A 26,254-nucleotide genomic window follows, 5' to 3' on the forward strand; every position below is an offset into this window, starting at 1 on the left:
GAGAGGCTGTAGAGTTCAATTTATTAATCATCTCCCGCAACTAGCACAACGGAATTAGCTTATAACCAATATCGCTCTGTTAGTTACAACGCACTACCGGCCGGCAGCTTCAATCACCATAACCAACCCAGCCACAACATAGCCGCCAACAGCCAGGCACTCATTGCAAGCGCGCCGGTATCCCAGAAGCGGTTCCAGCAACGCTCCCGCTGCCGCCAGCGCGGCTGGTCCGGTTCGGCGTTCGGCACGGCCAGCGGCGGCCGCTGCACCAGACGTTTGAGCCGCAGCGACAACCAAAGCGCCGGGCTGGGCAGCGCAGCCAGCCGTGCCGGCACAGTCCAACCCGATTTCAGCGCCAGCCCGGCCAAGACAATTGCCAGTAACAGCGGCCACAGCGCCGCCCAGATGCCGCCCGGGTAGAGGCCATGCAGCATGGGATCGCGCAGGGCAGGCCAAGCCCAGGGCAACAACAGCGCCAGGCTACTGAGCAACGCCCAGGGCAACAGCTGACGAAGCGGTGGCCCGGCTGCCGGCGCATCCCTGGCATCGCGGCGCAGCAGCCACAGCGCGCGGATCAGCAGCAAGGCGGTGGTCAGGCTGCTGAGGCTCAGCCAGACCAGCCAGCCCTCGAATTCGCCGCTGTGCCAGACGTCTTTCAACGCTGTCTTGACCGCCCCGCCGCTGGACAATGGCAGCCCGATGATGGCCAGCGCCGGCACGGCCAGTAGCAACCAGCCGAGCAGCGGCAGGCGACCCGCATGAATCAGTCCGGCGGCGAGAAACAACGCGCCTTTGGCCAGCCCGTGATGCACCCCGTAGAGCATCAGCACGACGGTCATCGCCTGATATTGCTGCGGATGGCGCCACGCCAGCGCCAACAGCATCACCAGATAACCCATCTGGCTGACCGAGGAATAGGCCAGCGCCGCCTTGGCCTTGTCGCTGCACAACCCCAGCAATGCGGGGTAAATGGCGCCGAAGATTCCCACCGCGAGCAGCACGTCGGCCCAGCTCGACAACAGCGGATCGCTCTCCGGCAGGCAGCGCCAGATGCCCAGGAAACCCGCCTTGAGCATTGCCCCGGACAGCACCGCGCTGGCCGGTGCCGGCGCTGCCGGATGCGCCAGCGGCAACCAAACGTGCAGCGGCCAGAAACCGGCCTTCAGCCCCAGGCCAGCAAGCAACAACAGCAACGTCAGGCCATCCATAGGCAATGCTTGCCAGGCCGCGAAGGAAAAATCACCGCTGGCGGCGTGGCTGCGCAGCATCAATGCCGCCAGCAAGGACATCTCGCCGAGGATCGCCAGCTGCAGATACAGCCGCCCGGCACGCCGCGGACCGGGACCGCCCTGATGGACGATCAGCCCGTAGGCCGCAAGGCTCATCACACTGAAGCCAAGGTAAAAACTCAGCGCGTCGGTGGCGATGATCAGCAGCAGGTTGCCGGCCAGCGCGAGCAGCCAGAATGTCCAGAAACGCATCCGACGGGAGTCGTTAGCCTGGCTGCTGCTGGCGAATATTCCGGCGCAGCCCCAGAGCAAGGCGGTAAAACCCAGCCATGCGCGACTCAGATCGTCATTCGCGCCCCAACGCATGCCGTCCCAGAGCATCGGCAAATCCAGCGCCGACATCGGCCAAATGACCAAGGCCAGCGCCGGTATGCAGGCCAGCCACAGCCAGCCGATCGCCCGATCGCGCCAGACCGCCAGCGCCACGCCGGCCAGCAACGGCGCCAGCGGCACCAGCAACCAGAACCAGGCGCCGCTCATATTTCGAACTCCCGGTCGACGATCAGCTGAGCCCAGCCCAGCGGACTCAGCGCAGTGCCGGCCAGCAACCCGACCAGCACCGCCAGCGCCGCGGTGAACAGCGCCGGGAGTAACAGCATCCAGTGTGTTTCCCAGCGTTCCTCGCGCCAGTTGTCTTCGTGCCAGTCAGCCGGTGGTGCAAACCAGCCACGCCATAGCAAAGGAAGGAAATATCCAGCGTTGAGCACGGCCGAGGTCATCAGTACCAGCAATACCCAATCCTGCCCGACTTCCAGCGCGCCCATGCCCAGCGCCCATTTGCTGACGAAACCGGCAATCGGCGGAATACCGATCATGCCCAGTGCGCCGATGCTGAACGCTGTCATAGTCAGCGGCATTCGCCGGCCGACACCGTCCATCTCGCGGATGCGGTGGATGCCTAAGGTTTCGGCGAAGTTGCCCGCGCAATAGAACAGCGTCACCTTCATCAACCCCTGATGAACCAGATGCACCAGGCCGCCGACTGCCGCGATCGGGCCGAGCATCGCAACGCCAAGGGTGACGTAGGAAACCTGGCTGATGGTCGAGTAAGCCAGGCGCTTTTTCAGCTCCTGCTGCTGCAACGCTCGCAGCGAGCCATAGAGGATGGTCGCCGCGGCCAGCCAGAGCAGCGGCCCGGCCATGTCCAGCTGGCCCAACGCCTCTGCGCCGAATACGTCATAGACCACCCGAACGATACCGAACGCGCCAGCCTTGACCACCGCCACCGCATGCAGCAAAGCGCTGACCGGCGCCGGTGCGACCATCGCCTGTGGTAGCCAGCCGTGCAGCGGAATCAGCGCCGCCTTGACGCCGAGCCCAGCCACCAGCAGGACGAACGCCACCCGCAGCGCCAGATCGTGTTCCCCCACCGCTTGTAGCAAGTAGCCGCCAGGCTGGAAATCCTGCCCGCCCGCCAGGCCATGCAGCAGCGCCACGCCCATCAGCACCAGCGCCCCGCCACCGACGGTATAAGCGAGGTAGATGCGTCCGGCACGCAGCGCTTCGGGTGTGCCGCGATGTACCACCAGGGGAAATGTGGCCAGCGTCAGCATTTCGTAGAACAGCAGAAAGCTGACCAGATTCCCTGCCAGCGCCAGCCCCACGGTGGCGCTGACGCAGAGGCTGAAATAGCCGAAGAAACGTGAGCGCAGCGGCGAGTGTTCGAGATAGCCAATGGCGTAGACGGTGGTGGCCATCCACAGCACCGAGGACAGCGCGACGAACAGCAACGACAAGGCATCGCCTTGCAGCACCAACGGCGCGCCAGGCAGGAACGGCAAGCTGAAACGAAACTCCAGGCCGCGGCTGACGCCATAGATCATCGCCACTACCAGCAGCAGCTTGATCGCCACGCCACAAAGGTTGAGCGTGACCCGAAGCCGTTGCTGATCCTCGCGCAGAGTGAAGATGAGCAGCCCCGGCAGCAATGAGCTGAGCACGATCGCCAGAGGCAGCCAACTGGTCCAGCTCATCGCGCCACCCCGCCGAGCCAGAGCAGCAAGGGCTCACTGATCAGCGCCAGGCTCAGCACCAGCAACGCTGGTAGCATCGCCAACCATTGCGCCAGGCGATCCGGCACGACGCTGGGCGGATTCGGCTTGGCCCGGTCGAAGCCCAGCGCCACCACGCGGAAGACATAGGCGGCGGACATCAGCGTACCGAGCAGCACGCCGAACGCCCAAGGCCAATGCTGCGGCTGTTCGAACAAAGGCTGCAGCAACAACCATTTGGCGAGAAAGCCGCCGCTGGGCGGCAGCCCGATCAGACTGGCACCGGCCACGGCGAAGGTCGCCATCGCCACCGGCATGTTCTGGCTGGCACCTTTTAGCGCACGCACCCGTCGCGTACCGAGTACTCGTTGCAACTCACCAGCGGCGAGAAACATCGACACCTTTGCCAGGCCGTGAGCGAGGATGAATAGCCACAGCGCCGCCTCCATCCGCGGCTCCTGCCAGTGCAGCAACAACCCCAGCGCCAGCAAGGCATAGCCCAGCTGGGCAACCGTCGAGTAGGCCACCAGCATTTTCAGCCGCGGCGCGCGCAGCGCCGACCAACCGCCAGAGAGCAACGCGAGGATGCCAGCGGCGGCGAACAGCACACCGGCCTGGCGACCCAGCTCGGGCGGGGCGATCTCGCTCCAGATCAGCCAGAGGATGTAGATCGGGCCCTTCACTACCAGTGCCGAGAGCAAGGCACTGACCGCTGTCGGTGCGCCGGAATGCGCCGGGGGCAGCCACAGATGCAGCGGCCACAGCGCAGCCTTGAGCATTAGCCCCAGGCTCATCAGCAGCAGCGCCAAACGTGTGCTGGCGTCAGCCTCGGTCAGTTCCGCCAGCACCCAGACATCGAGCACGCCGTAGCGGCCATAGAACAGCGCAACGCCGAACAGATAAGCCAGCGAGCCGGCCAACGACAACATCAGGTAATTGAAAGCGGGTCGATAGGCCTTGCGCCCGGCCAGTGCAACCAGCGCTACGGCGCTGAGGCTGAGCAATTCGAGCGTGACGTAAAGGTTGAACAGATCCGCCGACAGCCACAGCGCCACCAGCGACGCATGCAGCAGGCAGGACAGCGGCCAGTAATCCTCGCTGCCAGTGGCATGCGCGCTGCGCGCGGCATACAAGGCCACCAGCAGATGCAACCCAGCGGTGAACACCAGTAACAGTGCAGTCAGCGGGGTCAGCTGGAAACGGATCGCAAGCGGCGTCTCCCAGCCCCCGATCTGCAGCAGTTGTGGTCCCAGCTGCATCGCCTGCTGCAGGGCGACGGCAGCGGCCAGCAGACTGCCGATACTGATGGCGATCACCCACAATCCGCTGCGGCGCGGCTGCAGTAACACCAGCAGCAAACCACCGGCTAGCGGCAGAGACAGGCTCAACAATGCCGCGTTCATTGCTCTGGCTCCTGTCGATCATGCGCCACGCCAGCCAGCCGCAGCGCCAGCGCGGTAGCACTGACTGCTACCACCAACCCGGTGACCACCAGCGCCACCAGCAGCGGATCGCTCGGCTGGCTGCGCGCGGCCAGGGCGATCATCACCAAAAAAACCCCGCTGCCCATCAGGTTGAAGGCGATGATCCGGCGCAGCGCCTGACGCAGGCTCAGCAGGCCGTGCAAACCGAGCAACCAGAGCGCGGCGCCGACAGCCATCCAGAACAGGCTGCTGGTCATGCGGACTCGCCTTCGCCGACGACCAGCAGGCTCAGGCTGGCGGCGATCGAAAGTGTCGCCACCGATTCGATCAGCACGATCAGCAGCTTGGCCGACCCGCTGGGATAGGTCAGCCACCCACTGCCCAGCCAGGCGGTGGCAATGGCGACGCCGATAAAAACCAGCAAGCCGCCCAACACCAGCAGCCGCAACGGCGCGAAGGACCAACGCAATAGCGGCAACAGACCGGACAGGCGCAGCAGCACCACGCCGGCCGCCAGCAATGCGCCGGCCTGAAAAGCGCCACCCGGTGCGCTGGCGCCACGCCAGAGAACATAGCCAGCGGCGAGTACCAGTAGCGGCGCCAGTACCCGCGCCCATGCCCGTAGCAGCGGCCAGGGCTCATCCAGTTCCAGCCGTCGCGGCCCGAGCTGGCGTGCGCCAAGCAGGGCCAGCAGCAACACGGCCAGTTCCAGCAGCGTGTCCCAGGCGCGGAAGTTCAGCAGCACGGCGGTCACCGGATGGCTGACGCCGGTTTCCGACAGATTCCGGGCTATCGCGGCGGGCAGCTGCGACTGGCGCTCGCTAATCGGCGCCAGCCCCTGTAAAAGCAGGATCAGCAACGGCAACACCACCGCGGCAGCCGCCAGGCGCTGACGGAACCCGGAAATGTCGGGCAGGTCGGTCCGATCCGGCTGACGGGCCAGCGCGGCAAACAGCAGCACACCGGTCAGCCCGGCACCGATGGCCGCTTCGGCCAATGCCAGATCCGCTGCGCCCAGGCGCGCCCAGATCAGCGCCAGCGCCAGGCCGAAAGCGATGAACAACAGCACGCTGGCGTAGAGGTTGCGCCCGTGCAGCGCGCCGAAGGCCAGGCCGAGCAACAACAGGCCGAGCACACCGTCGAATAGCCATTCAGTCATCGCCGGGCTCCTCGTCGGCCTGCCGCGCCAACAGCTGGCAGGCGGTGGCGCTGGAGGCCAGCAGCAACAGCCAGATCAGCAGCATCTGACCGACCTCCAGCAGGCTTTCGGCGCGAATCGACAAGCCGGCGACAACCAGTCCGAGGCCCAGGGTGTCGGCCTTGGTCAAGGCATGCAACCGGCTGACGGTGTCGGGAAAGCGCAGCAGCCCGACGCTGCCGGCGGCGAAGAACAGCAACCCGGTGATCAGCAACAGCCAACTCAGGCCGTCCAGCAGCAGTTCAGTCATGCCGCCTCCGCCGCAACAGCTGCACCAGGGCGGCACTGGCCACCGCCGCCAACAATCCCAGCACCAGCGCCACATCGCGCAGCGCCGGTTGCGCCTGCCACTGCGCCATCACCAGCAGCAGCGCGGTGCCGGTCGTGCCGAACAATTGGATTGCCAGCAACCGATCCACCCGCCCCGGACCGAGGACCACACGAACAAGACCCACGACGATGGTCAGCAGCAGCAGCGCCGCGTACAACGCCATCAGCGCCCAGCCCCGGTATTAAGCAGTTGGCTCAGGCGCTGCTCCAGCTCGATCACGGTGGGCTCCCACGGCTGGCGTTCGTCGAGGACATGTACTCGCATCCGGTCGCCTTCGATCCGCGACGACAGCGAGCCCGGCAGCAGTCCGATCAAGGCCGAGAGCAACAGTCGCACCCGTGGAGATTCGCTGCGCAGCGGATAGTCGAGCCAGGCTGGCTGCAGCGGCCGCCGCGGGTGCAATGCGCGCACTGCCACGTCCCAGCCACCGGCAACCATTCGCCCGAGGAAGAACCAGACGAATCCAGGCAGCACCGACAAGGATGGTCGCCAGGGGCGGATGCCCAGCCACACTGACAGCACGACCGCCAGTACGATGCTCGGCACGCCCAGCAACCAACCGCCACCCTCCGCGAACAGCGCCCAGAGCACACCGTAGAGCAGCATCCAGCCCAGCCCGTCGGCCCAACGGCGACGCACTCCAGTCTCTTCCATCGCGGGTTCTCCTTGCTGGCAGGTCAAGGTGTTGGACTGGGCTCAGCCACGGCGTTCCGTCGAATGCGGCGATGGGCTTGTATCGGCGCATTGCGAGCGCCGCCGCGGACGGCCCGGTTTCGGTGAGTCACTTGGGCGCCCGGCAAGGCACGCTCAGCGATTGCCCCGGCTCGAGCAGCATCTGACCGCCAGCGTGATGCACCGGCACCGCTCGGTCGTTGCCGCTGCTGGCCGTCACCTGCAGACAGCCGTGCTGTAGCCGCAATTGCAGATGCGCCTGGCGATAAACCAACGACAGCGAGACGTGTGGCAGCTGCGCGGGCGGCGTAGGAAAAATGTGCAGACCGTCGAGTTCGGGCCGCACGCCGAGGTAGTGGCGCTGAAGAACATCGAGCGAACCGGCCATGCAGCCAAGGTGCACACCCTCTTGCGTGCCGTCGTTGCTCGGATCATGCAGATCGGTATCCAGCACTTCCCGGAAGTAGACCCAGGAAGCCTCGCTATCGACCTGGGCCAGGGCACCGGCACAGACCACTTTCGACAGGCTCGACTCGTGGGTGATACGTGCCAGATGGTAGGCCAGCGTGCGACGAAGGCTTTTCTCGTCGTGCTGATAGCCGAGCCGCTGAAACAGCTGCTGCAGGCTCCGCCGCGGCAGCAGATGATGCGTCATCAACACATCAGCCTGCTTGCTCAGTTGATAGCGATCACAGCTGTCGTGCCGCGCTTCGAGCATCCAATCCAACCGCGGCCGGTCGCCGTGCAGCCATTCTTGCGACGGCGCGTCGAGTTGGTCGAAGCCGTCGAACTGGCTGAGCACATCACCATCGATGAAGGGCAGATACATGCGGCGGCTGATGTGATCCCAATTTTCCGCCTCGTCCGGTTCGAGCTGCAGCCTGTCGCGCAGCTCGGTTGTCTTGCCCTCAGGCAGCAGCTCGAGTACCTGCAGCGCGCGGCACAGCGTCCAGACCGCCATGAGGTTGGTATAAGCGTTGTTGTCCAAGCCGGGTTCCGCCGCGCCGGGGTAACCATTGTGGTATTCGTCCGGGCCGATCACGCCGCAGATCAGATAGCGCTGCCGAGACTCGTCGAAGCGTGCGAGGCTGGCCCAGAAGCGCGCCACTTCGATGATCAGCTCACCGATAGGCCCAGCCAGCAGTGTCTCGTCCGCGGTCGCCAGATAGAGCTGCCACGCATCGAACGCCACAGCCGAGCCGATATGGCGCTGCAGGCGGGTGTGGTCAGCCATCCAGCGACCCGACATCGGGTTGCATTGCCACGGCGGGGTTTCTTCCTCGCCGCTATCAGCGCTGCGCCAGGGAAACATGGCGCCCCGCAGGCCGGCCCGACGCGCACGCTCACGGGCCTTATCCAGACGCCGATAACGGTAATCAAGCAGGCTGCGCGCCACGTCGGGGAAATGCGCAGCGAGGAACGGGAAGGCGAACACCTCGTCCCAGAACACTTGCCCGTAATAGCCCTCCATCCAGCCGCGCGGCGGAAAACCAATGTCCTGGCCGATGCTGTGCGGGGACCCTGTCTGTAGCAAATGAAAGGCATGGAAGCGCAAGGCCAGATGCAATTGCGGGTCATCCGATTCGATCGGCATGCATCGCCAGAGCTGTGCCCAGCCATGGCTGTGTGCCTGCTGCAAACTGGCGAAGTCCTCGGTCGGCAATTGCTTGAGCAGCTGCTCCCGAGCCTCGCGATGGCCGGTCGGCCGCTCGTCCTCGACACGCACCACCACCCGTTTTTCGATGACCAGCCGGCCGTCTGCCGGAACAGGGCATTCAGTCTGCTGAATCAGCCGCTGCTCGACCTGCTGCCCATGCCAGTGCAGGCGCATCCCCGGCGTCTGGACCCGCACTGCCATCGCCAACCGACGGTGATCGTCATACAAGGTTGCGCTGACCGCAGCGCCACCCAAGTCATCGTGCTGAAAACCCACCGCGCCGAGGCGCCGCCCCTCGTACGCACCATTGCGCCGAATCGCGGCATTGGTCACGCCGCCATCGAGAGTCGCGCGCAAACGCAGCCGAGCAATCGCCGGCGGCACTTGCAGCTCCCAACGCAGCACCGCGAGATGTGGCGTGGCCATGCTGACGAAGCGGGTTTCGTGCAGCTTCACCACATGGCCTGCCATGGTGAATTCCAGTTCTCGCTTGAGCAGCCCGCTATCCAGCGTCAGGCACTGACGGTAACGGCGCAGCTCGACACCATCGAGGCTGTACCAGTCGCCGTCATCCAGCGCGAAGCTCAGGCCAAAGGGATCGGGCAGGTTCACCAGCGAGGCCATCCGCACCGCAGTGCCATTTACCTCACGGGGTGCATCGTCGTACCAGCCAGCACGGTAGAAACCGGCATAGTGGTCACCGCCATTGGCCGCATGCAGCGCAGCCGCTTCTGGAGCGCAGGCGCGGCAGGACAGCACACCGTTGCCCATCGCCAACAGCGCTTCGCGCCGGCGCTCGTCGGCAGGATCGTAATGATCGAAGACCAGCTTGCACGGCATTTGATCAGCCATCGACAGGCCTCGCCTTGGCCAGCAACCCGTGCGCCATCGAAGCCACCTGGTCGCGCTCGGGGTACGCCGGTTGTGAGCCATAACCGGTTACCGCCAGGTTGGCCGCGGCCACGCCCCAGGCCGCGGCCTCACGTGGCGCGAGTCCTTCCAGCAGTGCAATGGCGAACACGCCGGTAAAGGCATCGCCCGCGCCCGTGGTGTCGACCGGCTCCACCTCGCCCGGCGGAATATGCAGGGTTTCCTCGGCGCTAGTCAGGACACAGCCGCCATCGCTCAATTTGATGCAGACAATCGGCGTACCGGCCCGCTGTAGCTCACGCGCAGCACGCGCGGCGGCTGCGATGGAGTCGACCGGATGACCGACCAGCGCCTCGGCCTCGGACGCGTTCGGCGTGATCGCCTGCAACATAGGCAGCAGGTCGCGCTCCAGGCGATCCGGGAAGGACGGGTCGAGCACCGAACCGATGCCCTTGCGCGCGGCGGCCTCTATCGCGAGGCGAACCACCCAGGCGGGGATCTCGTAGTCGAGCACCAGACAGGCCGGGGGCTCGCATGCCTCAATGGCCGCGACCATGGCGTCCGCCGCCGCCTCGTCCCAGCAATCGTTGGCATTGGTCGCGAGCACGATGTGTTTCTTCGCATCCGGCGGAACCATGATCATCGAAACGCCGGTGGATCGGCCGGCGGCGCGCCCGACCTCATCGATCTCCACCCCCGCCTGCCGCAACGGGGCGAGCGCCTGCTCGGCCAGCTCGTCGTCACCCACGCGCCCGAGCAGGCAGCTGCGATGGCCGAAGCGCGCGGCAAGGTAAGCGGTGTTGCTCGCTTTGCCGCCAGACAAGCGGCTCAGATCATGAGCGATCAGCGTTTCGCGACTGCCGAGCGGTTCGTCGACCCGCACCTGGAAATCGGCATTGATGCTGCCTAGCGACAACAGTGTGAGGCGTTGCATGGACAGCTCCGACGGCTCAGGCTCGTTCTTCAACGGACCTGAACCGCCGGCGAGGGTTCGCGTTTCGCGCGCCGCTCCCGCGTTCCGCTCGGTCCTTGTGCAAAGGAACACATACAGTAAGGTGCAAATTCCGATCACTGGCGACGCCTCTACAAAAACGATTACTGGCGCCGTTAGGAAAACAGAATAGAATTCGCGTCCTTTTGCACGCAGCCCACCACCCCGGCGCTGCGTTTTGCCGAATGCCCTACCCGGGTTGCCGGTCTGCTGCTGGAGATACACGATGTCTACCGAACCCGTCACCCTGATGGTTGCCCGCCGCGTGCGCGATGGCCGCTACCACGAGCTTCTCGCCTGGCTGCACGAAGGCGAACAACTGGCCGCGGACTTTCCCGGCTACCTCGGCTCCGGCGTCCTGGCGCCTCCGCCCGGTGACGACGAGTTTCAGATCGTTTTCCGCTTCGCCGATGAACAAACCCTCGACACCTGGGAGCACTCGGCATCGCGTCGTGCCTGGTTGCAACGCGGCGGCGAGCTGTTCGGCCAACCCTATGAACACCGCGCGCGCGGCATCGACACCTGGTTCGGCAGCAGCGACAGCGTTCCACCGCCGCGCTGGAAGCAGAGCGTGGCGATCTGGCTGGCGTTCTTCCCGGTGTCGCTGCTGTTCAACGTATTGTTCGGCAACGTGCTCGGCGAATTGAGCCTGGTCATGCGCATCCTGCTCAGCACATTGATGCTTACGCCATTGATGACGTATCTGTTCATTCCGCTTTCCACGCGCCTCCTGGCGCCGTGGCTGAACAGCCCGCCTCAACCACGCATTCGTCACGTTAAACAGCCGTCGCCTGTCCGCTGACGGAACGGCACCGTCGGATAAAAACATTGCCGCCATTCGTCCGGCGCCATTAAAGTGCCACTCCTGCGCGCCGATAGCTGAACGCCGGCCTAGGTGCGCGCACCAAACGGGTCGCCTCAAGGCAACACAGCCAAACGTCGATGCCGAGGCGACTCTAAGGGCCGCGCGAAGAAAGTACGCAGCCGTCGCTGCGACGACCGGACCGGTGAACGCAGCAGCAGATGAATACCCGATGAATAGCACCAAAACACCTGCATCGTCCCGACGCACTTACAACGTCCTGTTGACGGCGCTCAGCCTGCTGTTTCCTTCGACCACGCCGTACGCGGCCGAAACGCTGTCTCGCTTCGGCGGGGGCGGGACGCGGCGGCGCTTCATCAGCGCGCTAATTGATCCCCATGACGCTCGGTAAACGCGCGCAGCTGGTGATCTTTCCGGTCATTCTGATCATCCAGCTGCTTGCCGCCACGGCCGCTTACCTGACCCAGCGAAATTCGCTGCTGGGTCTCGAACAGGCACGTCTGGCGCAACAGCTCTCAGCGTTGAAATCCGCCTTTCTCGACTACGAAGCGTTCAATCGCAGCGTGCTGTACTCGATCATCGATAGCGAGGCGCTGCTGCTGTTCCTGCGCGAGTCGGATACCGCTTATCTCAACGAGACGCTCGGGCTGCGCATTCAGCAGAGCATTAGTTCGCTGTCCACCACCTCGCTGCCGTTTACCTCCTTCGCGATCGTTCATCCCGACGGTGAGGTCGCCTGCTATTTCGAGAGCGGCCCGTCGCCTTTCGCCAGCATGAGTGCCACCCAGCAGCGGATCGTCCAAGAGGCCAGGCAGGCGCCCGAAACCGGCGAAATGATTTACGTGGAAAACGCCGAGGGCGGGCCGCTGCTGCTGGCCACCGATTTCATCCTGCCAGCCTCGACCAGCCGGCCGCTGCCGAGCCAACGGCCGGAGGCCTTCGCCTTGCAACTGGCCGTGCGCCCTGAGCGATTTATCGCACTGAAAAACAGCCTGGAGCAGGAATACGGCGCGACGGTGGATATCGCCCCGGTGCTGGCCCCCGCCGCGCCGGGTCTGTCGGCCGATATCGATCTGTCGCGCTCGCTACATGCGCGACTGACGCCAGCGCCCGACTACATTACCCAGCGCCTGCAAACGCTGAGGCTGGCCTTTCTCATCTGCGGCACGCTGATCTGTCTGATTTCCGTTGGTCTGCTGTTACTGCTGATCCGCCGCTATGTCACCGGTCCCATCAGTCGGCTCGACAGTCAGCTCACCGACCTGTTGCTGTGCAAGCGCGCCGCCCTGGACGAGCCCAGCGACGGTGGCGAAATCGGTCGCCTGACCACCAACATGAAAACGCTGCACGAGCGCAATACCGCCGCTCTGCGCCACATCCAGGAGATTTCCTGGACCGACAGCCTGACCCACATCAGCAATCGTGCCCACTTCGGCATACTGGCCAACAGCATGTATGAGCAGTGCGCAAAGGGGGACCGGCAGTTGGCGTTGCTGTTTCTCGATCTGGACAATTTCAAACTGGTCAACGATCAGCATGGCCATGACGCCGGCGATGCGCTGTTGCGGATATTCGCCCAGCGTGTACAGGGTGCGCTCGACCGGCACAAGCAGGCGCATCCGCACACCGAAGCGGCGTTTGCGCGACTGTCGGGCGATGAGTTCGCGATTCTGTTGATGGCAGATGCCGACAACGACACCCTGGCGGCGCTCACCGAAGCCTTGCTCGGCCTGTGCCGTAGCGGCTTCCGTCTGGAAAATCGCATCAGCCCGGTCAGCGTCAGCATCGGCACCGCCCGCTACCCTGCGGACGCGGATTCCGTCACCCAGTTGCTGATCCGCGCCGACACCGCCATGTATCAGGCCAAGGCCGAAGGCAAGAATGCCGCGGTGGCCTTCTCGGCGCAGCTCGAGCAACGCAACCAGCGCATCCGTGTCATCGAGGAAGAGTTACGCACCCTCAATGGTGACGACCAGTTTCGCCTGGCCTATATGCCGGCAGTCGACCGTGAGGGCGCGGTAGTCAGTTGTGAGGTGTTGCTCCGCTGGCACTCGCCACTCCTGGGCACGGTATCGCCAGGGGAATTCATCCCCATTGCCGAACGCGCCGGCCTGTTCCCGAAGATCGACAGCTGGGTTATCGACCATGCATTGGCCGGCTATCCAGAGCTGGTCAGGCTGTTCGGCGAGGGTGTGATATTGGCGATCAACGTGTCTTCGGCGCAGCTGACCGATGACCGCATCTGCAGCTGCTTGATCGAGCGCGCCGCGCACCATGGCATCGCGCCGAGCAGCATTGAGATCGAGCTCACCGAGACCTTCGCCGCCGAGCTGAGCAGCAACACCATGGAAGTGGTCCGCGCGATTCGCCAGGCCGGGTTCCGTGTCGCCATTGATGATTTCGGCGTCGGTTACACCTCGATTCAGCAGCTGCTGGAATACCCGGCCGACACCATCAAGCTGGACATGGCGATCATCCAGCGCCTGACGCAGCCAGACATGCAGGAAAGCCTGACGGCGTTCATTGCCTTCTGCCGGGCACAGGGCAAGCGGGTCAATGCCGAGGGCGTCGACACCCTGCAAAAGCAGTCGGCACTGCTCGACGCCGGCTGCGACTTGTTCCAGGGTTATCTGATCTCGCCGCCACGTTCGGTGGCCGCGCTACGCGAGTGGATGGCGGTGCGCAGTCGTTCACAGGCCGATCTGCGCCTCGAACAGCTGCCAGGCCGCGTCGCTCCACTGATGAGCTGAGCCACGCGCTGGCGGCAAACAGCATTGAGAAATCATGCATTTTTAATTGCGTCAGGCTTGGCCATTGCCTGATAGCCGTTCCGTTCGCAGGCCGCGCCATGCCGGAGACGTAACTCACGCCTCATCCTGGTCCTGCTCCTTCTCGCCCAATCGCCGATACAGGGTGCGCCGACCAATGCCGAGCAATGCCGCGGCGCGCCGCTTGTTGCCGTCGACCCGCTCCAGCACGTGGCGGATGTAGCGCGTTTCCAACTCGTCCAGCGTCGGCAGCAGCGGGCCGTCGATCATCAGCCCGAGCAACTTATCCGCGCCGCCTTCGGGCGTGCTGTTCTGATAGCTGGCGATCCGCGCTGGCAGGTGCTCCAGCTCGATGTTGCGGCCATGGCAGAACGTCACGGCGCGCTCCATGGCGTTCTGCAGTTCACGGACATTGCCTGGGAAGGGATAGCGTCGCAGCTGCTCCAGCGCCGCGCGCGACAGCCCGCGCACCGGGCGCCCGTCACGGGCGGCGAAATGCGCGACGAAGCCGGCGGCAAGCAGCTCGCGGTCTTCTTCGCGGTCGCGCAGCGGCGGTACTTGCAGGATGAAGGTTTCCAGACGGAAGAACAGATCCTCGCGGAACGACTCGCGGCCAGCAGCGGTTTCCAGTGGCCGGTTGCTGGCCGCGATGATGCGCACGTCGACGCTCAGCTCGCGCTCGCCGCCCACCGGACGGATGGTGCCTTCCTGTAGTACGCGCAGTAGCTTGGCCTGCAGCGGCATGGGCATTTCGCCGATCTCGTCGAGAAACAGGGTGCCGCCATCGGCTTGCTGGAACAGGCCCTTATGCGCGCGATGGGCGCCGGTGAAAGCACCCGCGGCATGGCCGAAGAATTCGCTTTCCAGCAGTTCGGCTGGCAGCCCGGCGCAGTTGATCGCCAGGAACGGTCGCTGCGCACGCTCGCTCTCGGCGTGCACCGCGCGGGCGACCAGCTCCTTGCCGGTGCCACTTTCACCGATCACCAGCACCGGGCCAGCGGCGCGGGCCAGTTGCCGGATCTGGTCGAACAACCCGCGCATCACCCGGCTGCGGCCGAGCATGCCGTGGAAGCGGTCGTCGCTCAGCAGCTGCTGGAAGCGCCGCACCTCGTCGCGCAAATGGCGGGTTTCCAGTGCCCGTGACACGGCGAGGCCAAAGTGATCGAGATCCAGTGGTTTGGTGAGAAATTCGTCGGCGCCTTCCTTCAGCGCCGCCACCGCCTGTTGAATGCTGCCGAACGCGGTGATGACCAGAAAGGCCGGGGCCGCCTGCATCGCCTTGACCCGGCGCAGCAGCGCCATGCCGTCGGCACCCGGCAGGCGCAGGTCGCTGACGACCAGGTCCGGTTCCCAACTTTCCAGCAAGGGCACGGCGTCCTCGGCGCTGGCCACCGAGCGCACCTGCAGCGCGCGGTCCTCAAGCTCCTCGACCAGCAATTGCCGCAGGCTGTCGTCGTCCTCGACCACCAACACTCGCTGCGGCGCGGTGTCACCCATTTTCATTGCGTTTGTCCTCATCGGCCAGCGCCAGGGAAATACGAAACGCCGCGCCGCCCAGCGGGCTCTCGACCAGATCGATACGGCCGCCGCACTCGGCGACCACGCCATGCGCCACGGCGAGCCCGAGCCCGCTGCCCTTGCCCACCGGCTTGGTGGTGAAGAAGGGCTCGAACAGCGCGGCACGATGGTGCTCGGCCACGCCGGGACCGTCGTCCTCGACCTGGAACAACAGGCAATCCGCCTCCTGCCACCAGCGCAACACCACACGCCCGCCGGGGCTGGCCTGGGCAGCGTTGCGCAGCAGATTGGTCAATGCCTGTTCGAAGCGTGGCGGATCGACCTCGCAGTGCAGCGTGTCGGTGGGCGCTTCGAGTTGCAGATCGACGTTCAGCGTGGCCAGTTCGTCGGCCACCGCCGCAGCGGCCGAATGCACCAGCACATCGGCCGGCATGCGCCTCGCCGGACGTCCGGCGGCGCGGCCGAACTCCAGCAGCTGACGGACGATTTCACTCAGGCGTTGCACCTGGCTGCGGATCTGCAACAAGCTCTTGCGCTGCGTATCCTCCAGGCTGTCACTGCGCAATACACGCTGGGCCTTGCCGTCGATGACGCTAAGCGGGCTGCCGAGTTCATGGGCGACCCCAGCCGCCAGGCGCCCAACCGCAGCCAGTTGCTGGGTGCGTCGCAGACGGGCTTCCAGTTCCGCTTCACGGGTTTTCTGCTCGGCCATCTGCTGTTCGGCATCGGCGATGCTGTCCAGCATCTGGTTCAGCGCACGACCGAGTACGGCGATCTCCTGCGGGCCGCTGCGTGGCGCACGATGCTGACGATCGCCCGCCGCTACACGCGCCATGCTCTGGGTCAGTTGCTGCAAGTGCTTGCCGATCGCCGACCAGTGACCGAGCAGGACGATGCATACCGCAATCAACGCCAGCAGCCCGGCGGAAACGCCAGCAATCAGCCGCAACCGTCGGGTATCACGCTCGAAATCGCTCCAGCGTCGGGTGACCTGCAGCAATCCATTGATGCGCCCGCCGCCCTGCTCCAGCGGCAGAAAATAGGAGTACACCTCGCGTCCGCGAATCCGCTGGTAGCCGCCGCGACGTTTGCCGTCAGCTGTCAGTTCTTGAATCGAGGACTGGTCCTGGTCCGGCTCGATGGCGCCGGCGAACGCCACCAGGTCGCCTTGATCGTCATAAAGATAGGCGCCGTAGACCCGACCGACGCCAAGCACGGACTCCAGCACCTGTTGCATGGTGCGATCGTGCTTGCGTTCGAGGCTATCGCTGAGCGGCAGCCGAACCGCCCGCGCGACCAACTCGACCTCCTCCTGCAGACGCCTTTCGCTGTTGCGCTCGACCGTCCACAGCATCAGATAACTGAAGCCGAGCATGATCGCGACCAGCGGGATCACCACCTTCAAAACCAGCGCGCCGCGTAGGCTCGATATGTGTCGCCAAACTGCTACATGTGCCATTTTGGCACCATACAGTCCAGCGTTCTCAACGTCGAGACAGGCATGACAGACGGTAAATTACCTTTAAATTCAATAACTTGTTTAGTTAATCAAAGCTTGGCATGGTGGATGCAAAGCGCCTTGACCTACTTCAAGCACAGGATCTTAAGCATGACCAAGCTAACTACCCGCCTCGCCTCCGCCAGCCTCGTTGCCCTGTTCATGGTCGCCGGTGCTTCGCAGGTTTCCGCCCAGCAGGCCACCCAAGCCCCGGCAACCCAGCCGGCTCCTGCGATGCAAGCGGCGGACATCAGCGACCAGAAATTGGAGAAATTTGCCGACTCGCTGGGCGAGATTATGGAGATCCGTGAAGACTTCACCGCCAAGCTGGAGAAGACCGGTGACCCGGCTGAAGCCCAGCAACTGCAGCAGCAGGCCAATGAGAAGATGATGAGCACCGTTGAGGACAATGACCTCAGCATCGCGGAATACAACGCCATCAACCAGGCAGTGCAGAACGACCCGCAACTGCGTGATCGCGTCATCGCGATGGTGCAGAACTAAGATTTAGCGGTTTAGCAAGCCCCGCCTTGGCGGGGCTTTTTTATTGCCCACACAAACCTTTTAGTGGACGTAGGGTGCGCCGGGCGGCGTTCCGCTTCAGCCCACCAGAAACACCGTCACTCCATTGAGGTGGGCTAAAGCCCACCCTACCAGGCCGCAAATAGTGCTTCGGGAGCTCGCGTGCCCACGCAGCACTAGGGGCCGGCGGCGCTCTGCTTCAGCGTAGGGTGGGCTTCAGCCCACCGTTATCCAGACTGACGGGGCAGCTGAACAACGAGCACCTCGCTCTATCACTGACCGCGCAGCGCCAAACCCTTGAGAAAATTGCGCAGCAGCTGGTCGCCGCAGACCCGGTAGTTGCTGTGCCCAGCCTTGCGGAACAGCGCGCTGAGTTCCGGCTTGGATACGGGAAAATCAGCCGCCTTGAGGATCGCGTGTATGTCGTCTTCCTTGAGCTCGAACGCCACGCGCAGTTTTTTCAGCACCATGTTGTTGCTGACCGGCACCTCGATCGGCGGCGTCGGCCGGCTTTCGTCCTTGCCACGCTTGTAGATCACCAGACCATCGAGGAAATGCGCCATGATCCGGTCGCCACAGGGTTTGAAACCCTCCTCGTCTTCCTTCTTCAGGTAGGCCACCGCCTCGGCATCGGGGATTTCGCAACCCGTAAGCCGCGTGATCTCGGCGATCTTCGCGTCATTGACGTTGAGGATGTAGCGCAGGCTGCGCAGCACATCGTTATTGACCATGAACAATCCTTTCTTCGTTGTAGAGCGCGCGGCGATGCGCGATTGCGCTGAACTCTTTGATCCAGGCAATGACGGGGCGGCTCGGATGGGCGGGGAGTATAGGGGATAGCACAAATGTTCAGGAAAGCACCGCACGAACGGCATTCGCCCATCACCGGCCTGACCGTCAATCTAGAGCGCCCGAGCAACATGTTGATTCGCTGGTCAGAGTCAGGGTGCGGCGGAGCGGATCGCTTCAGGCCCGCCGCCCTAAGAACAATCAGATGGAGATCAGAATGAAAAGCGCTGCACTTAGCCTTGGCGTATTGATAGCTTGCACCAATGCCTGGGCCGTTACGCCAGGTACTCACTGGGATTATTTCGGCGAGGCGGGGCCGGAAAACTGGGCGAGACTCACGCCGGAATTTGGGTCATGCGCGGGTAAGAATCAGGCGCCGGTCGATCTCAGTGGCTTCATCGAAGCCGACCTGGTCCCGCTGCAACTCAACTACACGGCGGGTGCCAGCAAAGTTGTCAACACCGGGCACACGATACAGGCGGTCTACGAGCCCGGCAGCCATCTGACGCTCGACGGCAAACGGTTCGATCTGCTGCAGTTCCACTTTCATATGCCCAGCGAGAACCAGATAAAAGGCCAGTCCTACCCGCTCGAAGGGCATCTGGTGCACGCGGACGAGAACGGCAATCTCGCGGTAGTCGCATTGATGTTCAAGGACGGCGAGCAGAACGCCGCACTGGCGCGTTTGTGGAGTGCGCTCCCGGCGGTAGGCCAGGCCCAGCCGATCACGCCCGTGGCGAATGTCACCGACCTGCTGCCCGCCGACCTCGATTACTACCGATTCAACGGCTCGCTCACTACGCCGCCCTGCACCGAAGGCGTGCGCTGGCTGGTGCTGAAGCAGCCGGTCGTCGCCTCGCACGAACAGATCGAAGCGCTGCAAAAGGCCGTAGGGCATACCAATAACCGGCCGCTGCAACCACTCAACGCGAGGACCGTTCTTCAGTAGAGACGCGGCGGCATAACTATTCCACGGGGCGGAATCATCGCAGTGATGTTCCGCCTCTGATGCGCACTCCGGCCCACATGACAGCCTCAACCCGCGAAGCTACACTGCGCGCCTTCTCGTCGACGCTCCGATTCGCCTGCCTGCCATGGCCAGCGAATCAGTTTGCCGTCTCTACCTTTGCCGGGGCCACCGGCCAGGACCTGCCATGATTCGCATCAACGAACTGCAATTGCCGCTCGATCACCCCGCCGACGCTCTGCGCCAGGCCATCGTGGCGCGCCTGAAAATCAGCGATACCGAGCTGCTCGGCTTCAACGTCTTCAAGCGCAGCTATGACGCACGCAAGAAGAACAGCGAAATCACCTTCGTCTACATCATCGATGCCGACGTGGCGAACGAAGACCAGGTGCTGCAGCGCCTGGCCAACGACCGCAACATTCGCATCTCGCCGGACACCGGCTACTATCCGGTCGGCCAGGCGCCGGAAGAGTTGAGCGAACGGCCGCTGGTGATCGGCTTCGGCCCGTGCGGTTTGTTCGCCGCGCTGACCCTGGCGCAGATGGGCTTCAAACCGATCGTGCTGGAGCGCGGACGCGACGTGCGCAGCCGCACCAAGGACACCTGGGCGCTGTGGCGCAAAAAGGTGCTGAGCCCGGAATCCAATGTGCAGTTCGGCGAGGGCGGCGCCGGGTTGTTCTCCGACGGCAAGCTCTACAGCCAGATCAAGGACCCCAAGTTCTACGGTCGCAAGGTGATGCACGAGTTCGTCCGCGCCGGCGCGCCGGACGAGATCATGTTCGTCAGCAAGCCCCATATCGGCACCTTCCGCCTGACCGGCGTGGTGTCGACCATGCGCGAGGAAATCAAGGCGCTGGGCGGCGAAGTGCGCTTCGACAGCCGGGTGACCGATTTCATTATCGAAGACGGCCGCATTCAGGGCGTGCGCATGGCTGATGGCGAGGAACTGCGCAGCCGCTACGTCGTACTCGCCCTCGGGCACAGTTCGCGCGATACCTTTCGCGTGCTTCATGAGCGCGGCGTCTATATCGAGGCCAAGCCCTTCGCCGTGGGCTTTCGTATCGAGCATCCGCAGTCGCTGATCGACAACGCGCGGCTGGGCAAGTACGCCGGGCATCCGGAACTAGGCGCCGCCGATTACAAGCTGGTCTATCACGCCACCAACGGCCGCGCCGTTTACAGCTTCTGCATGTGTCCGGGCGGCACGGTGGTTGCGGCCACATCCGAGCCCAACCGCGTGGTCACCAACGGCATGAGCCAGTACTCGCGCAACGAGCGCAACGCCAACGCCGGTATCGTCGTCGGCATCAATCCGGACGAGGATTTTCCCGGCGGCCCACTGGCCGGAGTCGAGCTACAGGAGCAGCTGGAATCGCGCGCCTTCGAGCTGGGCGGCAATGACTACTGCGCGCCGGGGCAGCTGGTCGGCGATTTCATTCGCGGCAAGGCTTCGAGCGAATTCGGCGAGGTCGAGCCGTCCTACAAGCCCGGCGTGCGCCTGGGCGACTTGGCGCCGTCACTGCCCGACTATGTGATCGAGGCCATCCGCGAAGCCTTGCCGGCCTTCGGCAAGCAGATCCGTGGCTTCGACCGCACCGACGCAATTCTCACCGGCATCGAGACGCGCACCTCATCACCGGTGCGGATCAAGCGAGACAACGAGTCCCTGCAAAGCATTAACACCCGCGGGCTGTACCCAGCCGGTGAAGGCGCCGGTTACGCCGGCGGCATCCTTTCCGCAGGAGTCGACGGTATTAAGGTTGCAGAGGCGGTAGCGACGGCGATGTTGGCTGACCTGCAGAGCTGATCGGTTCGGCTGAGCCGCGCCATTGCCGGTGTGGCGCGCTCGGCTTCACAGCACGCCTCTCGACAGTGAAACTCAACGCACTTCGAAGCGCTGTTCAGCCAACTTGCGGTCGCCCTGGAACACCAGGAAATGCCACTCACCTGGCACCAACTCATGTGTTTCGGTGAACTCGAAAGCCATCACGTCCAGCGGCGCATCGGGCACAAGTTTCTGTATGACCTCGTAGCGATCGTGTCGCTGTCCGCTCGGGTCGATTACACCGGGCGTCAGGTACAGCAAGGTAAGAGGCGTATCGTCGGCCCGTTTGCCTTCCAGCCGGTAACGCAGGCCGAACTTGGTGCCGATCTTCAATGGCACGTGATCGGCCTCCAGGATGCGCTGATCGCTACGGACCAGAACGCGCTCGCCGGGTTGCTGGTCCTGATAGCGATTTTCGAATACGCCAGCCTCGATCGGCCCGGCAACTCGCACATCAGCGCAAGCCAAACCGGGCAACAGCAAGGTGAATAGCAGCGGGCGAAGGTTAGGCATAGCGGGCTCCCTGGCAGAAAGCAGCGAGCCTATGACATTGGCGTGACAAACTCGTGACGCAACAATCCGCATCAATGTCGCGCCATCCGGCTGTTGAGTGACGATCGGGTTAGCGACGGCGCAAACTCAACGAGACGCTACCGGTCGAAACCAGATGATAGAGTCGCTGCCGTCGACCACACCGCAGGAGAAACCATGCGCTCACTGTTCACCGCCCTATTGCTGGCATTACCCCTGACCGCCACTTCGCTGGCCTTCGCCGCCGAATCGCCTGCGGGTCGCTGGCAAACCATCGACGATGAAACCGGCAAGCCCACGTCCATCATTGAAATCCAGGAAGCCGCTGACGGCACGCTGAGTGGCAAGGTGGCGAAAATCCTGCGATCGAACCATGGCCCAAACCCGGTGTGCAGCGCTTGCGAGGGCGAGCGCAAAGACCAGCCGATCACCGGTATGACCATCCTCTGGGGCCTCAAGCCCGCCGGCGAACGCGTCTGGAATGGCGGCAACATCCTCGACCCCGGCAAGGGCAAGACGTACCGTGCCAAGGTGACCGTACTCGAAGGCGGTGAAAAGCTGGAAATGCGTGGCTATATCGGCGTCGAAGCGCTCGGCCGTACCCAGACCTGGGTTCGCCAGTAAGCCGGGCGGTACTCCCAGACCAAGCCGGGTCACGCCCGGCTTTGATGCGCCCGACTCCAGGCTCGCCAGGTGACCGCACGGCGCGATGGGTTCAGGGTCAGACGTTGTATGCGTTCATTTCCCTACGGCGCTTATGCGCAAACCCGCCTTCTGTTACGACGCGCAATCTGCGTAGCGTTGCTGCTCGCCATCGGCCCGCTGGCATCAGCCAACTCCGAGCTGAACACGGTTATCGACGAGGCCGAGCGGCTCGATCAGCTGGAAACTCTTATCGTCGCGCAAGATGGCAAGGTGATTGCCGAGCGCGGCTACCGGGGCCACCGCACGAGCGCGCCGACCAATATCAAATCCGCATCCAAGACGGTGATCTCCGCGCTGGCCGGCATCGCCATCGACAGGGGTGTTCTGGAAGGTCCCGACCAGCGCATCGCCGATCTGCTCAAGGCTGATCTTCCCGCCAACCCTGATCCTCGATTGCGGCAGGTAACGGTGGGTCACCTGCTCTCGATGCAGGCCGGACTGGGATCGACTTCTGGCCGCAACTACGGAGCCTGGGTGGCGAGCCGCAACTGGGTGCGAGCCGCGTTGGCACGACCGTTCGAGGCTGAGCCGGGCGGGCCGATGATTTACTCTACCGGGTCGAGCCATCTGCTATCGGCGATCCTGACCCGCCGCACCGGCCAGTCCACCTTGCAGCTGGCACGCCAATGGCTCGCGCCGCTCGATGGCTTCGCCATCACTGCCTGGACGCGCGACCCGCAAGGCGTCTACCTGGGCGGCAACGAAATGGCGATGACGCCGCGCTCACTGTTGGCGTTCGGCGAGCTCTACCGCCGCGGCGGCGTTACTTCATCCGGGGAGCGGCTGCTGTCCGAGGACTGGATCGAGGCGTCCTGGACGCCGCGCGCACGCTCGCGCTACACAGGTCATGGTTACGGCTACGGTTGGTTCATCACACAGCTTGACGGCGAGGACGTGCGCTATGGCTGGGGTTATGGCGGGCAGATGGTCTATGTGGTGCCCGGGCTCGACATGACGGTGGTGATGACCTCGAACACGCAACAGCCGTCCGGCGGCGCCTTGGGGCACCGCGATGCGTTGCATCAGTTGCTTGGCGAAATTATCGAGGCGGTTCGCGAGACGGTGCCGCCTTCGGCGGGATGATGAGAATTGCCGCTGCGATCGGCCGGGTCTGCAGCACGTGGACGGTTGTAAGACCAGGCGATCAATCCCGCTCCAATATATTGGTCGATTGGGCCCGGGCAGCTAAGCACTTAATACAGCAGTCGATGCGATACAGCGGAGCGCGAGAAGCGTTCCGTCGATAACCAGGATTTTTTCGTGACCGGCTTCACGCCGACATGTAAGCCATACGCTAACGCTCGTTGAGCGACCGGAACAGTTACGCCAGGATGCGCGCTCGAAGCGGTAGACCCCCTTCGCAGTATGAAGCAGTAACTGATCAGGCCGAGTCAGGCCAGGGAGCGGAAAAAATGGGAATGGTAAGCAAGCACTCGACCCCACTGCGCGCGGGATTCAAGCGACTAAGTTTGGCGAGCGCCATCATGTGCATCACCGCTGGCCCCGCGTGGGCTAGTAACGGGCTGACCGACTTGGGACTGCTGGGGGACGAGACATTCCTCAGCGCGGACGGTACGACGCTGGGCAGCATCTATCGACTCGGGGCCGATGGGCTCTACCACAGCGATATATGGACGGCTAAAAGCGGCGTGCAAAATATCGGAACGTTGGGTGACGAGACGATACTGAGCGGACTGAGTGCCGATGGCAGCGTGGCCGTTGGAACAGCTCATAATAGAAATGGTGGTTCGCTCGCGTTTCGCTGGGCGACTGGCTCAGGTATTGAATCGCTCAGCGGCTTAGGTGGCGTAAGCTCGGTAGCACACGCCGTAAGTGCCGACGGCAAGGTTATCGTGGGCGCGAGCGACCTAGCTAACGGCGAACAGCGTGCGGTTCGCTGGACGACCCAAGGCGTTACTGACCTAGGTACGCTTGCAGGCGGTAGCGATTCCTATGCCCTAGCGACTAACGCAGACGGCGCCGTTGTAGTCGGCGGCAGCCTGGTAGGCGGCCATGCCCACGCGTTCCGCTGGACGAATGGAGTCATGAGCGATCTTGGCACGCTGGGTGGAAGCTATTCGATTGCAAGCGCCGTCAGCGCTTCAGGCCAGACCGTAGCTGGAGAGTCGTATAACAGTCTCGGCCAGGCTCGTGCATTCGTCTGGACAACCGAAAGCGCCATGCGCGATATCGGCACCCTTGGTGGCACTAGAACTTACTTTGCCGATCTCAGCTCCGATGGCACGGCCGTAGTCGGTGCAAGTGACACGGGCACCGCCACGCATGCATACCGCTGGACAGCGAGTTCCGGTATTAGCAGCCTGGGAACGCTTGGAGATGGCGGCTCCTGGGCATTCGCCGTTAACGCCGATGGAAGCGTGGTGGTCGGTGAGTTCGACCTGGGTCAGCGAAACCGAGGCTTTCGCTGGACGCAAGGGACCGGGATGCAGACGATTGAGCAGTGGCTGGGTGCCAGTGGCGTAAACATCGATCCGTCCTCCTCACAGGTCGCCTACGCAGAAGCCGTCAGCGACGACGGGAGCGTAGTCGCCGGTATTCTCCTGAACGACCACACCTTCATTGCACGCGTCGGCGAGCCTGGGGGCGGGACAAGCGGAATGATCGACCTGCAGGAGTTCAGTGCAAGCCTCGACGCAACAGCAGCCGCGCCGACGGCTGCCTTGGCCAATACCGACATGATCCTTAATGGCGCGCACGGCAGCCCGATGCGCAACCTGGTCCCGGAAGGCCGCTACAGCGTCTGGACCGGCGGTGACTATGGCCAGCAAGACGACGCGGATTCCGATCAGAGTTCTCTAGAAGTAGGCGTGGCGACCAACATTGGAAATGGCGTGCAACTGAACGTTGCGATTGGACGCAGTTATGCCGAGAGCGAAACAGGTCTTGGTGGCGAAACGAAACTACGCGGCACTTACTTGATGCCTGAAGCCATTATCAAGCTGGGTGGCCTCCCGCTCTATGCAACCGTGAGTGGCTTCTACTCAGCGGGCGATGCCGACATCGACCGTGGTTATCGCAACGCTGGGAACATCGTTCAGTCGCATGGCGAAACGGATGTCACCATTGCTGGCGGAAAACTGCGCCTCGATTGGCTCAACGCATTTGCGGTCGGAGCGACCTCATTCACGCCTTATACAAGCGTTGGGCACGTAAAAGCTAAGTTCGACGGATACAGCGAAACGGGAGGTGGTTTCCCGGTCCGCTGGGAGGACCGCACCGAACGAACCACCACCGGCCGCGTCGGCTTAGACGCCGTCCATACCTTCAGCCCGACCGTCAACTTGCTGGGGAGGATTGAAGGCGTTCACCGGTTTGACGACGAGAGCGGCAGCGCAAGCGGTGAGCTGATTGGGCTGTCTACATTCGAGCTTCCGGGCCAGGCCTACCGACAGAACTGGATTCGGGCGGCAATCGGCGCGGAGGCCGCGCTTGGCGGCGGGGTTGGGTCGTTAATGCTCAACGGCACCAGCGAAGGTGGAGACGCCGACTACTGGCTGGCTCTGAACTACAAGTGGTTGCTATAGGCTAGCCGGCATTCAGAACGCCCGATCCTTGCATCGGGCGTTTTCATTTGGAGAGCGAGGAAATATTAGGGGACAGACCACGATTTACCGAAATTAATTGTGGTCTGTCTCCTATTGCTATAGAAACAAGCGCTGCGGTTATTACCGCGCCGTATTAGATATAACGATAACCCAGGCAGCAAAAGCCTTGCTCGACGTGGCATAGGAAATTCCTTTTCCTTCCAGTGGCTCATCATTGAGACAAGTTAACGCTTAGAAAAACGTGGTCTGCCCCCTATTACTCATGTCCCCTATTACTCATGTCCCCTATTACTCAAGAAGATGGTGAGTGAGTCGGTAG

The 26,254-nt window shown here is 63.4% G+C and carries 23 protein-coding genes; 9 read left to right on the plus strand and 14 right to left on the minus strand.

The window, feature by feature from the left end; all coding sequences use genetic code 11:
• Positions 1-113: 113 nt before the first annotated feature.
• The 10 genes from D7241_RS10090 to D7241_RS10135 all read right to left on the minus strand — a co-directional run bounded on the left by D7241_RS10090 (position 114) and on the right by D7241_RS10135 (position 10,366).
• Positions 114-1,769: a proton-conducting transporter membrane subunit gene (locus D7241_RS10090; RefSeq protein WP_408101411.1), complete on the minus strand. Its 1,656-nt coding sequence runs from the start codon at positions 1,767-1,769 to the stop codon at positions 114-116.
• Positions 1,766-3,262, minus strand: a complete 1,497-nt coding sequence (locus tag D7241_RS10095; protein ID WP_408101412.1) for a complex I subunit 5 family protein — start codon at positions 3,260-3,262, stop codon at positions 1,766-1,768. Before D7241_RS10095 ends, D7241_RS10090 begins: the two co-directional genes overlap by 4 nt.
• Positions 3,259-4,683, minus strand: a complete 1,425-nt coding sequence (locus D7241_RS10100; protein WP_408101413.1) for a complex I subunit 5 family protein — start codon at positions 4,681-4,683, stop codon at positions 3,259-3,261. Before D7241_RS10100 ends, D7241_RS10095 begins: the two co-directional genes overlap by 4 nt.
• Positions 4,680-4,961, minus strand: a complete 282-nt coding sequence (locus D7241_RS10105; RefSeq protein WP_408101414.1) for an NADH-quinone oxidoreductase subunit K — start codon at positions 4,959-4,961, stop codon at positions 4,680-4,682. Before D7241_RS10105 ends, D7241_RS10100 begins: the two co-directional genes overlap by 4 nt.
• Complete coding sequence (locus D7241_RS10110) at positions 4,958-5,863, minus strand: hydrogenase subunit MbhD domain-containing protein (protein ID WP_408101415.1); 906 nt, start codon at positions 5,861-5,863, stop codon at positions 4,958-4,960. The genes D7241_RS10105 and D7241_RS10110 overlap by 4 nt, the downstream gene beginning before the upstream one ends.
• On the minus strand, positions 5,856-6,152 hold the full coding sequence (locus tag D7241_RS10115; protein ID WP_255979744.1) for a monovalent cation/H(+) antiporter subunit G: 297 nt from the start codon (positions 6,150-6,152) through the stop codon (positions 5,856-5,858). Before D7241_RS10115 ends, D7241_RS10110 begins: the two co-directional genes overlap by 8 nt.
• The gene (locus tag D7241_RS10120; protein ID WP_255979742.1) at positions 6,145-6,396 is read right to left on the minus strand and encodes an MrpF/PhaF family protein; all 252 of its coding nucleotides are present in this window, start codon (positions 6,394-6,396) and stop codon (positions 6,145-6,147) included. Before D7241_RS10120 ends, D7241_RS10115 begins: the two co-directional genes overlap by 8 nt.
• Positions 6,396-6,887 (minus strand): Na+/H+ antiporter subunit E, encoded by a 492-nt coding sequence (locus D7241_RS10125; protein ID WP_408101416.1) that lies wholly within the window; start codon positions 6,885-6,887, stop codon positions 6,396-6,398. The genes D7241_RS10120 and D7241_RS10125 overlap by 1 nt, the downstream gene beginning before the upstream one ends.
• 127 nt (positions 6,888-7,014) lie before the next feature.
• Positions 7,015-9,414, minus strand: coding sequence for a glycoside hydrolase family 65 protein (locus tag D7241_RS10130; RefSeq protein ID WP_408101417.1), 2,400 nt, complete (start codon positions 9,412-9,414; stop codon positions 7,015-7,017).
• On the minus strand, positions 9,407-10,366 hold the full coding sequence (locus tag D7241_RS10135; protein ID WP_408101418.1) for a PfkB family carbohydrate kinase: 960 nt from the start codon (positions 10,364-10,366) through the stop codon (positions 9,407-9,409). Before D7241_RS10135 ends, D7241_RS10130 begins: the two co-directional genes overlap by 8 nt.
• Positions 10,367-10,649: 283 nt before the next feature.
• On the opposite strand from D7241_RS10135, the gene D7241_RS10140 reads away from it, so the two are divergent.
• The 3 genes from D7241_RS10140 (at position 10,650) to D7241_RS10150 (ending at position 13,996) form a co-directional block, all read left to right on the plus strand.
• Entirely contained in the window at positions 10,650-11,225 is a 576-nt protein-coding gene (locus D7241_RS10140) for an antibiotic biosynthesis monooxygenase (RefSeq protein WP_408101419.1), read from the plus strand.
• Between the two features lie 232 nt (positions 11,226-11,457).
• Complete coding sequence (locus D7241_RS10145) at positions 11,458-11,637, plus strand: hypothetical protein (RefSeq protein ID WP_408101420.1); 180 nt, start codon at positions 11,458-11,460, stop codon at positions 11,635-11,637.
• Entirely contained in the window at positions 11,624-13,996 is a 2,373-nt protein-coding gene (locus D7241_RS10150; protein ID WP_408101421.1) for a putative bifunctional diguanylate cyclase/phosphodiesterase, read from the plus strand. Before D7241_RS10145 ends, D7241_RS10150 begins: the two co-directional genes overlap by 14 nt.
• Positions 13,997-14,110: 114 nt before the next feature.
• On the opposite strand, the gene D7241_RS10155 is transcribed toward D7241_RS10150, so the two are convergent.
• Together D7241_RS10155 and D7241_RS10160 are read right to left on the minus strand one after the other, a co-directional pair.
• Complete coding sequence (locus D7241_RS10155) at positions 14,111-15,511, minus strand: sigma-54-dependent transcriptional regulator (protein ID WP_408102311.1); 1,401 nt, start codon at positions 15,509-15,511, stop codon at positions 14,111-14,113.
• A complete protein-coding gene (locus tag D7241_RS10160; RefSeq protein WP_408101422.1) occupies positions 15,504-16,991 on the minus strand; it encodes an ATP-binding protein in 1,488 nt (495 codons plus the stop codon). Before D7241_RS10160 ends, D7241_RS10155 begins: the two co-directional genes overlap by 8 nt.
• A gap of 150 nt (positions 16,992-17,141) precedes the next feature.
• Between D7241_RS10160 and D7241_RS10165 the strand changes: the two genes are divergently transcribed.
• Entirely contained in the window at positions 17,142-17,534 is a 393-nt protein-coding gene (locus D7241_RS10165; RefSeq protein WP_408101423.1) for a DUF4168 domain-containing protein, read from the plus strand.
• A 290-nt stretch (positions 17,535-17,824) separates the two neighbouring features.
• On the opposite strand, the gene D7241_RS10170 is transcribed toward D7241_RS10165, so the two are convergent.
• Positions 17,825-18,283, minus strand: coding sequence for a DUF1456 family protein (locus D7241_RS10170; protein WP_408101424.1), 459 nt, complete (start codon positions 18,281-18,283; stop codon positions 17,825-17,827).
• 275 nt (positions 18,284-18,558) lie between these two features.
• On the opposite strand from D7241_RS10170, the gene D7241_RS10175 reads away from it, so the two are divergent.
• Both D7241_RS10175 and D7241_RS10180 read left to right on the plus strand, forming a co-directional pair.
• The gene (locus tag D7241_RS10175) at positions 18,559-19,290 is read left to right on the plus strand and encodes a carbonic anhydrase (protein WP_408101425.1); all 732 of its coding nucleotides are present in this window, start codon (positions 18,559-18,561) and stop codon (positions 19,288-19,290) included.
• 205 nt (positions 19,291-19,495) lie between these two features.
• Positions 19,496-21,115, plus strand: a complete 1,620-nt coding sequence (locus D7241_RS10180; RefSeq protein ID WP_408101426.1) for an NAD(P)/FAD-dependent oxidoreductase — start codon at positions 19,496-19,498, stop codon at positions 21,113-21,115.
• 72 nt (positions 21,116-21,187) lie between these two features.
• Here the strand turns inward: D7241_RS10180 and D7241_RS10185 are convergent, their stop codons facing one another.
• Positions 21,188-21,646 carry a DUF3859 domain-containing protein gene (locus D7241_RS10185; RefSeq protein WP_408101427.1) on the minus strand — a complete coding sequence of 153 codons (459 nt, stop codon included), beginning with the start codon at positions 21,644-21,646 and terminating at the stop codon, positions 21,188-21,190.
• Between the two features lie 195 nt (positions 21,647-21,841).
• Here D7241_RS10185 and D7241_RS10190 point away from each other — a divergent pair, with 195 nt between their 5' ends.
• The 3 genes from D7241_RS10190 (at position 21,842) to D7241_RS10200 (ending at position 25,914) form a co-directional block, all read left to right on the plus strand.
• Positions 21,842-22,288 carry a DUF2147 domain-containing protein gene (locus D7241_RS10190; RefSeq protein ID WP_408101428.1) on the plus strand — a complete coding sequence of 149 codons (447 nt, stop codon included), beginning with the start codon at positions 21,842-21,844 and terminating at the stop codon, positions 22,286-22,288.
• Between the two features lie 108 nt (positions 22,289-22,396).
• Entirely contained in the window at positions 22,397-23,452 is a 1,056-nt protein-coding gene (locus D7241_RS10195; RefSeq protein WP_408101429.1) for a serine hydrolase domain-containing protein, read from the plus strand.
• 329 nt (positions 23,453-23,781) lie between these two features.
• Entirely contained in the window at positions 23,782-25,914 is a 2,133-nt protein-coding gene (locus tag D7241_RS10200; protein WP_408101430.1) for an autotransporter domain-containing protein, read from the plus strand.
• The last annotated feature ends 340 nt before the right edge of the window (positions 25,915-26,254 follow it).

This window comes from Stutzerimonas sp. VN223-3, assembly GCF_045999685.1.
Classification (GTDB): Bacteria; Pseudomonadota; Gammaproteobacteria; order Pseudomonadales; family Pseudomonadaceae; genus Stutzerimonas; species Stutzerimonas stutzeri_AR.

Coding starts and splice junctions, on each gene's coding strand:
- D7241_RS10175 (WP_408101425.1), top strand. CDS start 18,559: ATGAAAAGCGCTGCACTTAGCCTTGGCGTATTGATAGCTTGCACCAAT.
- D7241_RS10130 (WP_408101417.1), bottom strand. CDS start 9,414: ATGGCTGATCAAATGCCGTGCAAGCTGGTCTTCGATCATTACGATCCT.
- D7241_RS10180 (WP_408101426.1), top strand. CDS start 19,496: ATGATTCGCATCAACGAACTGCAATTGCCGCTCGATCACCCCGCCGAC.
- D7241_RS10100 (WP_408101413.1), bottom strand. CDS start 4,683: ATGAACGCGGCATTGTTGAGCCTGTCTCTGCCGCTAGCCGGTGGTTTG.
- D7241_RS10170 (WP_408101424.1), bottom strand. CDS start 18,283: ATGGTCAATAACGATGTGCTGCGCAGCCTGCGCTACATCCTCAACGTC.
- D7241_RS10140 (WP_408101419.1), top strand. CDS start 10,650: ATGTCTACCGAACCCGTCACCCTGATGGTTGCCCGCCGCGTGCGCGAT.
- D7241_RS10095 (WP_408101412.1), bottom strand. CDS start 3,262: ATGAGCTGGACCAGTTGGCTGCCTCTGGCGATCGTGCTCAGCTCATTG.
- D7241_RS10090 (WP_408101411.1), bottom strand. CDS start 1,769: ATGAGCGGCGCCTGGTTCTGGTTGCTGGTGCCGCTGGCGCCGTTGCTG.
- D7241_RS10135 (WP_408101418.1), bottom strand. CDS start 10,366: ATGCAACGCCTCACACTGTTGTCGCTAGGCAGCATCAATGCCGATTTC.
- D7241_RS10150 (WP_408101421.1), top strand. CDS start 11,624: ATGACGCTCGGTAAACGCGCGCAGCTGGTGATCTTTCCGGTCATTCTG.
- D7241_RS10145 (WP_408101420.1), top strand. CDS start 11,458: ATGAATAGCACCAAAACACCTGCATCGTCCCGACGCACTTACAACGTC.
- D7241_RS10185 (WP_408101427.1), bottom strand. CDS start 21,646: ATGCCTAACCTTCGCCCGCTGCTATTCACCTTGCTGTTGCCCGGTTTG.
- D7241_RS10155 (WP_408102311.1), bottom strand. CDS start 15,511: ATGGGTGACACCGCGCCGCAGCGAGTGTTGGTGGTCGAGGACGACGAC.
- D7241_RS10105 (WP_408101414.1), bottom strand. CDS start 4,961: ATGACCAGCAGCCTGTTCTGGATGGCTGTCGGCGCCGCGCTCTGGTTG.
- D7241_RS10195 (WP_408101429.1), top strand. CDS start 22,397: ATGCGTTCATTTCCCTACGGCGCTTATGCGCAAACCCGCCTTCTGTTA.
- D7241_RS10165 (WP_408101423.1), top strand. CDS start 17,142: ATGACCAAGCTAACTACCCGCCTCGCCTCCGCCAGCCTCGTTGCCCTG.
- D7241_RS10160 (WP_408101422.1), bottom strand. CDS start 16,991: ATGGCACATGTAGCAGTTTGGCGACACATATCGAGCCTACGCGGCGCG.
- D7241_RS10125 (WP_408101416.1), bottom strand. CDS start 6,887: ATGGAAGAGACTGGAGTGCGTCGCCGTTGGGCCGACGGGCTGGGCTGG.
- D7241_RS10200 (WP_408101430.1), top strand. CDS start 23,782: ATGGGAATGGTAAGCAAGCACTCGACCCCACTGCGCGCGGGATTCAAG.
- D7241_RS10120 (WP_255979742.1), bottom strand. CDS start 6,396: ATGGCGTTGTACGCGGCGCTGCTGCTGCTGACCATCGTCGTGGGTCTT.
- D7241_RS10115 (WP_255979744.1), bottom strand. CDS start 6,152: ATGACTGAACTGCTGCTGGACGGCCTGAGTTGGCTGTTGCTGATCACC.
- D7241_RS10110 (WP_408101415.1), bottom strand. CDS start 5,863: ATGACTGAATGGCTATTCGACGGTGTGCTCGGCCTGTTGTTGCTCGGC.
- D7241_RS10190 (WP_408101428.1), top strand. CDS start 21,842: ATGCGCTCACTGTTCACCGCCCTATTGCTGGCATTACCCCTGACCGCC.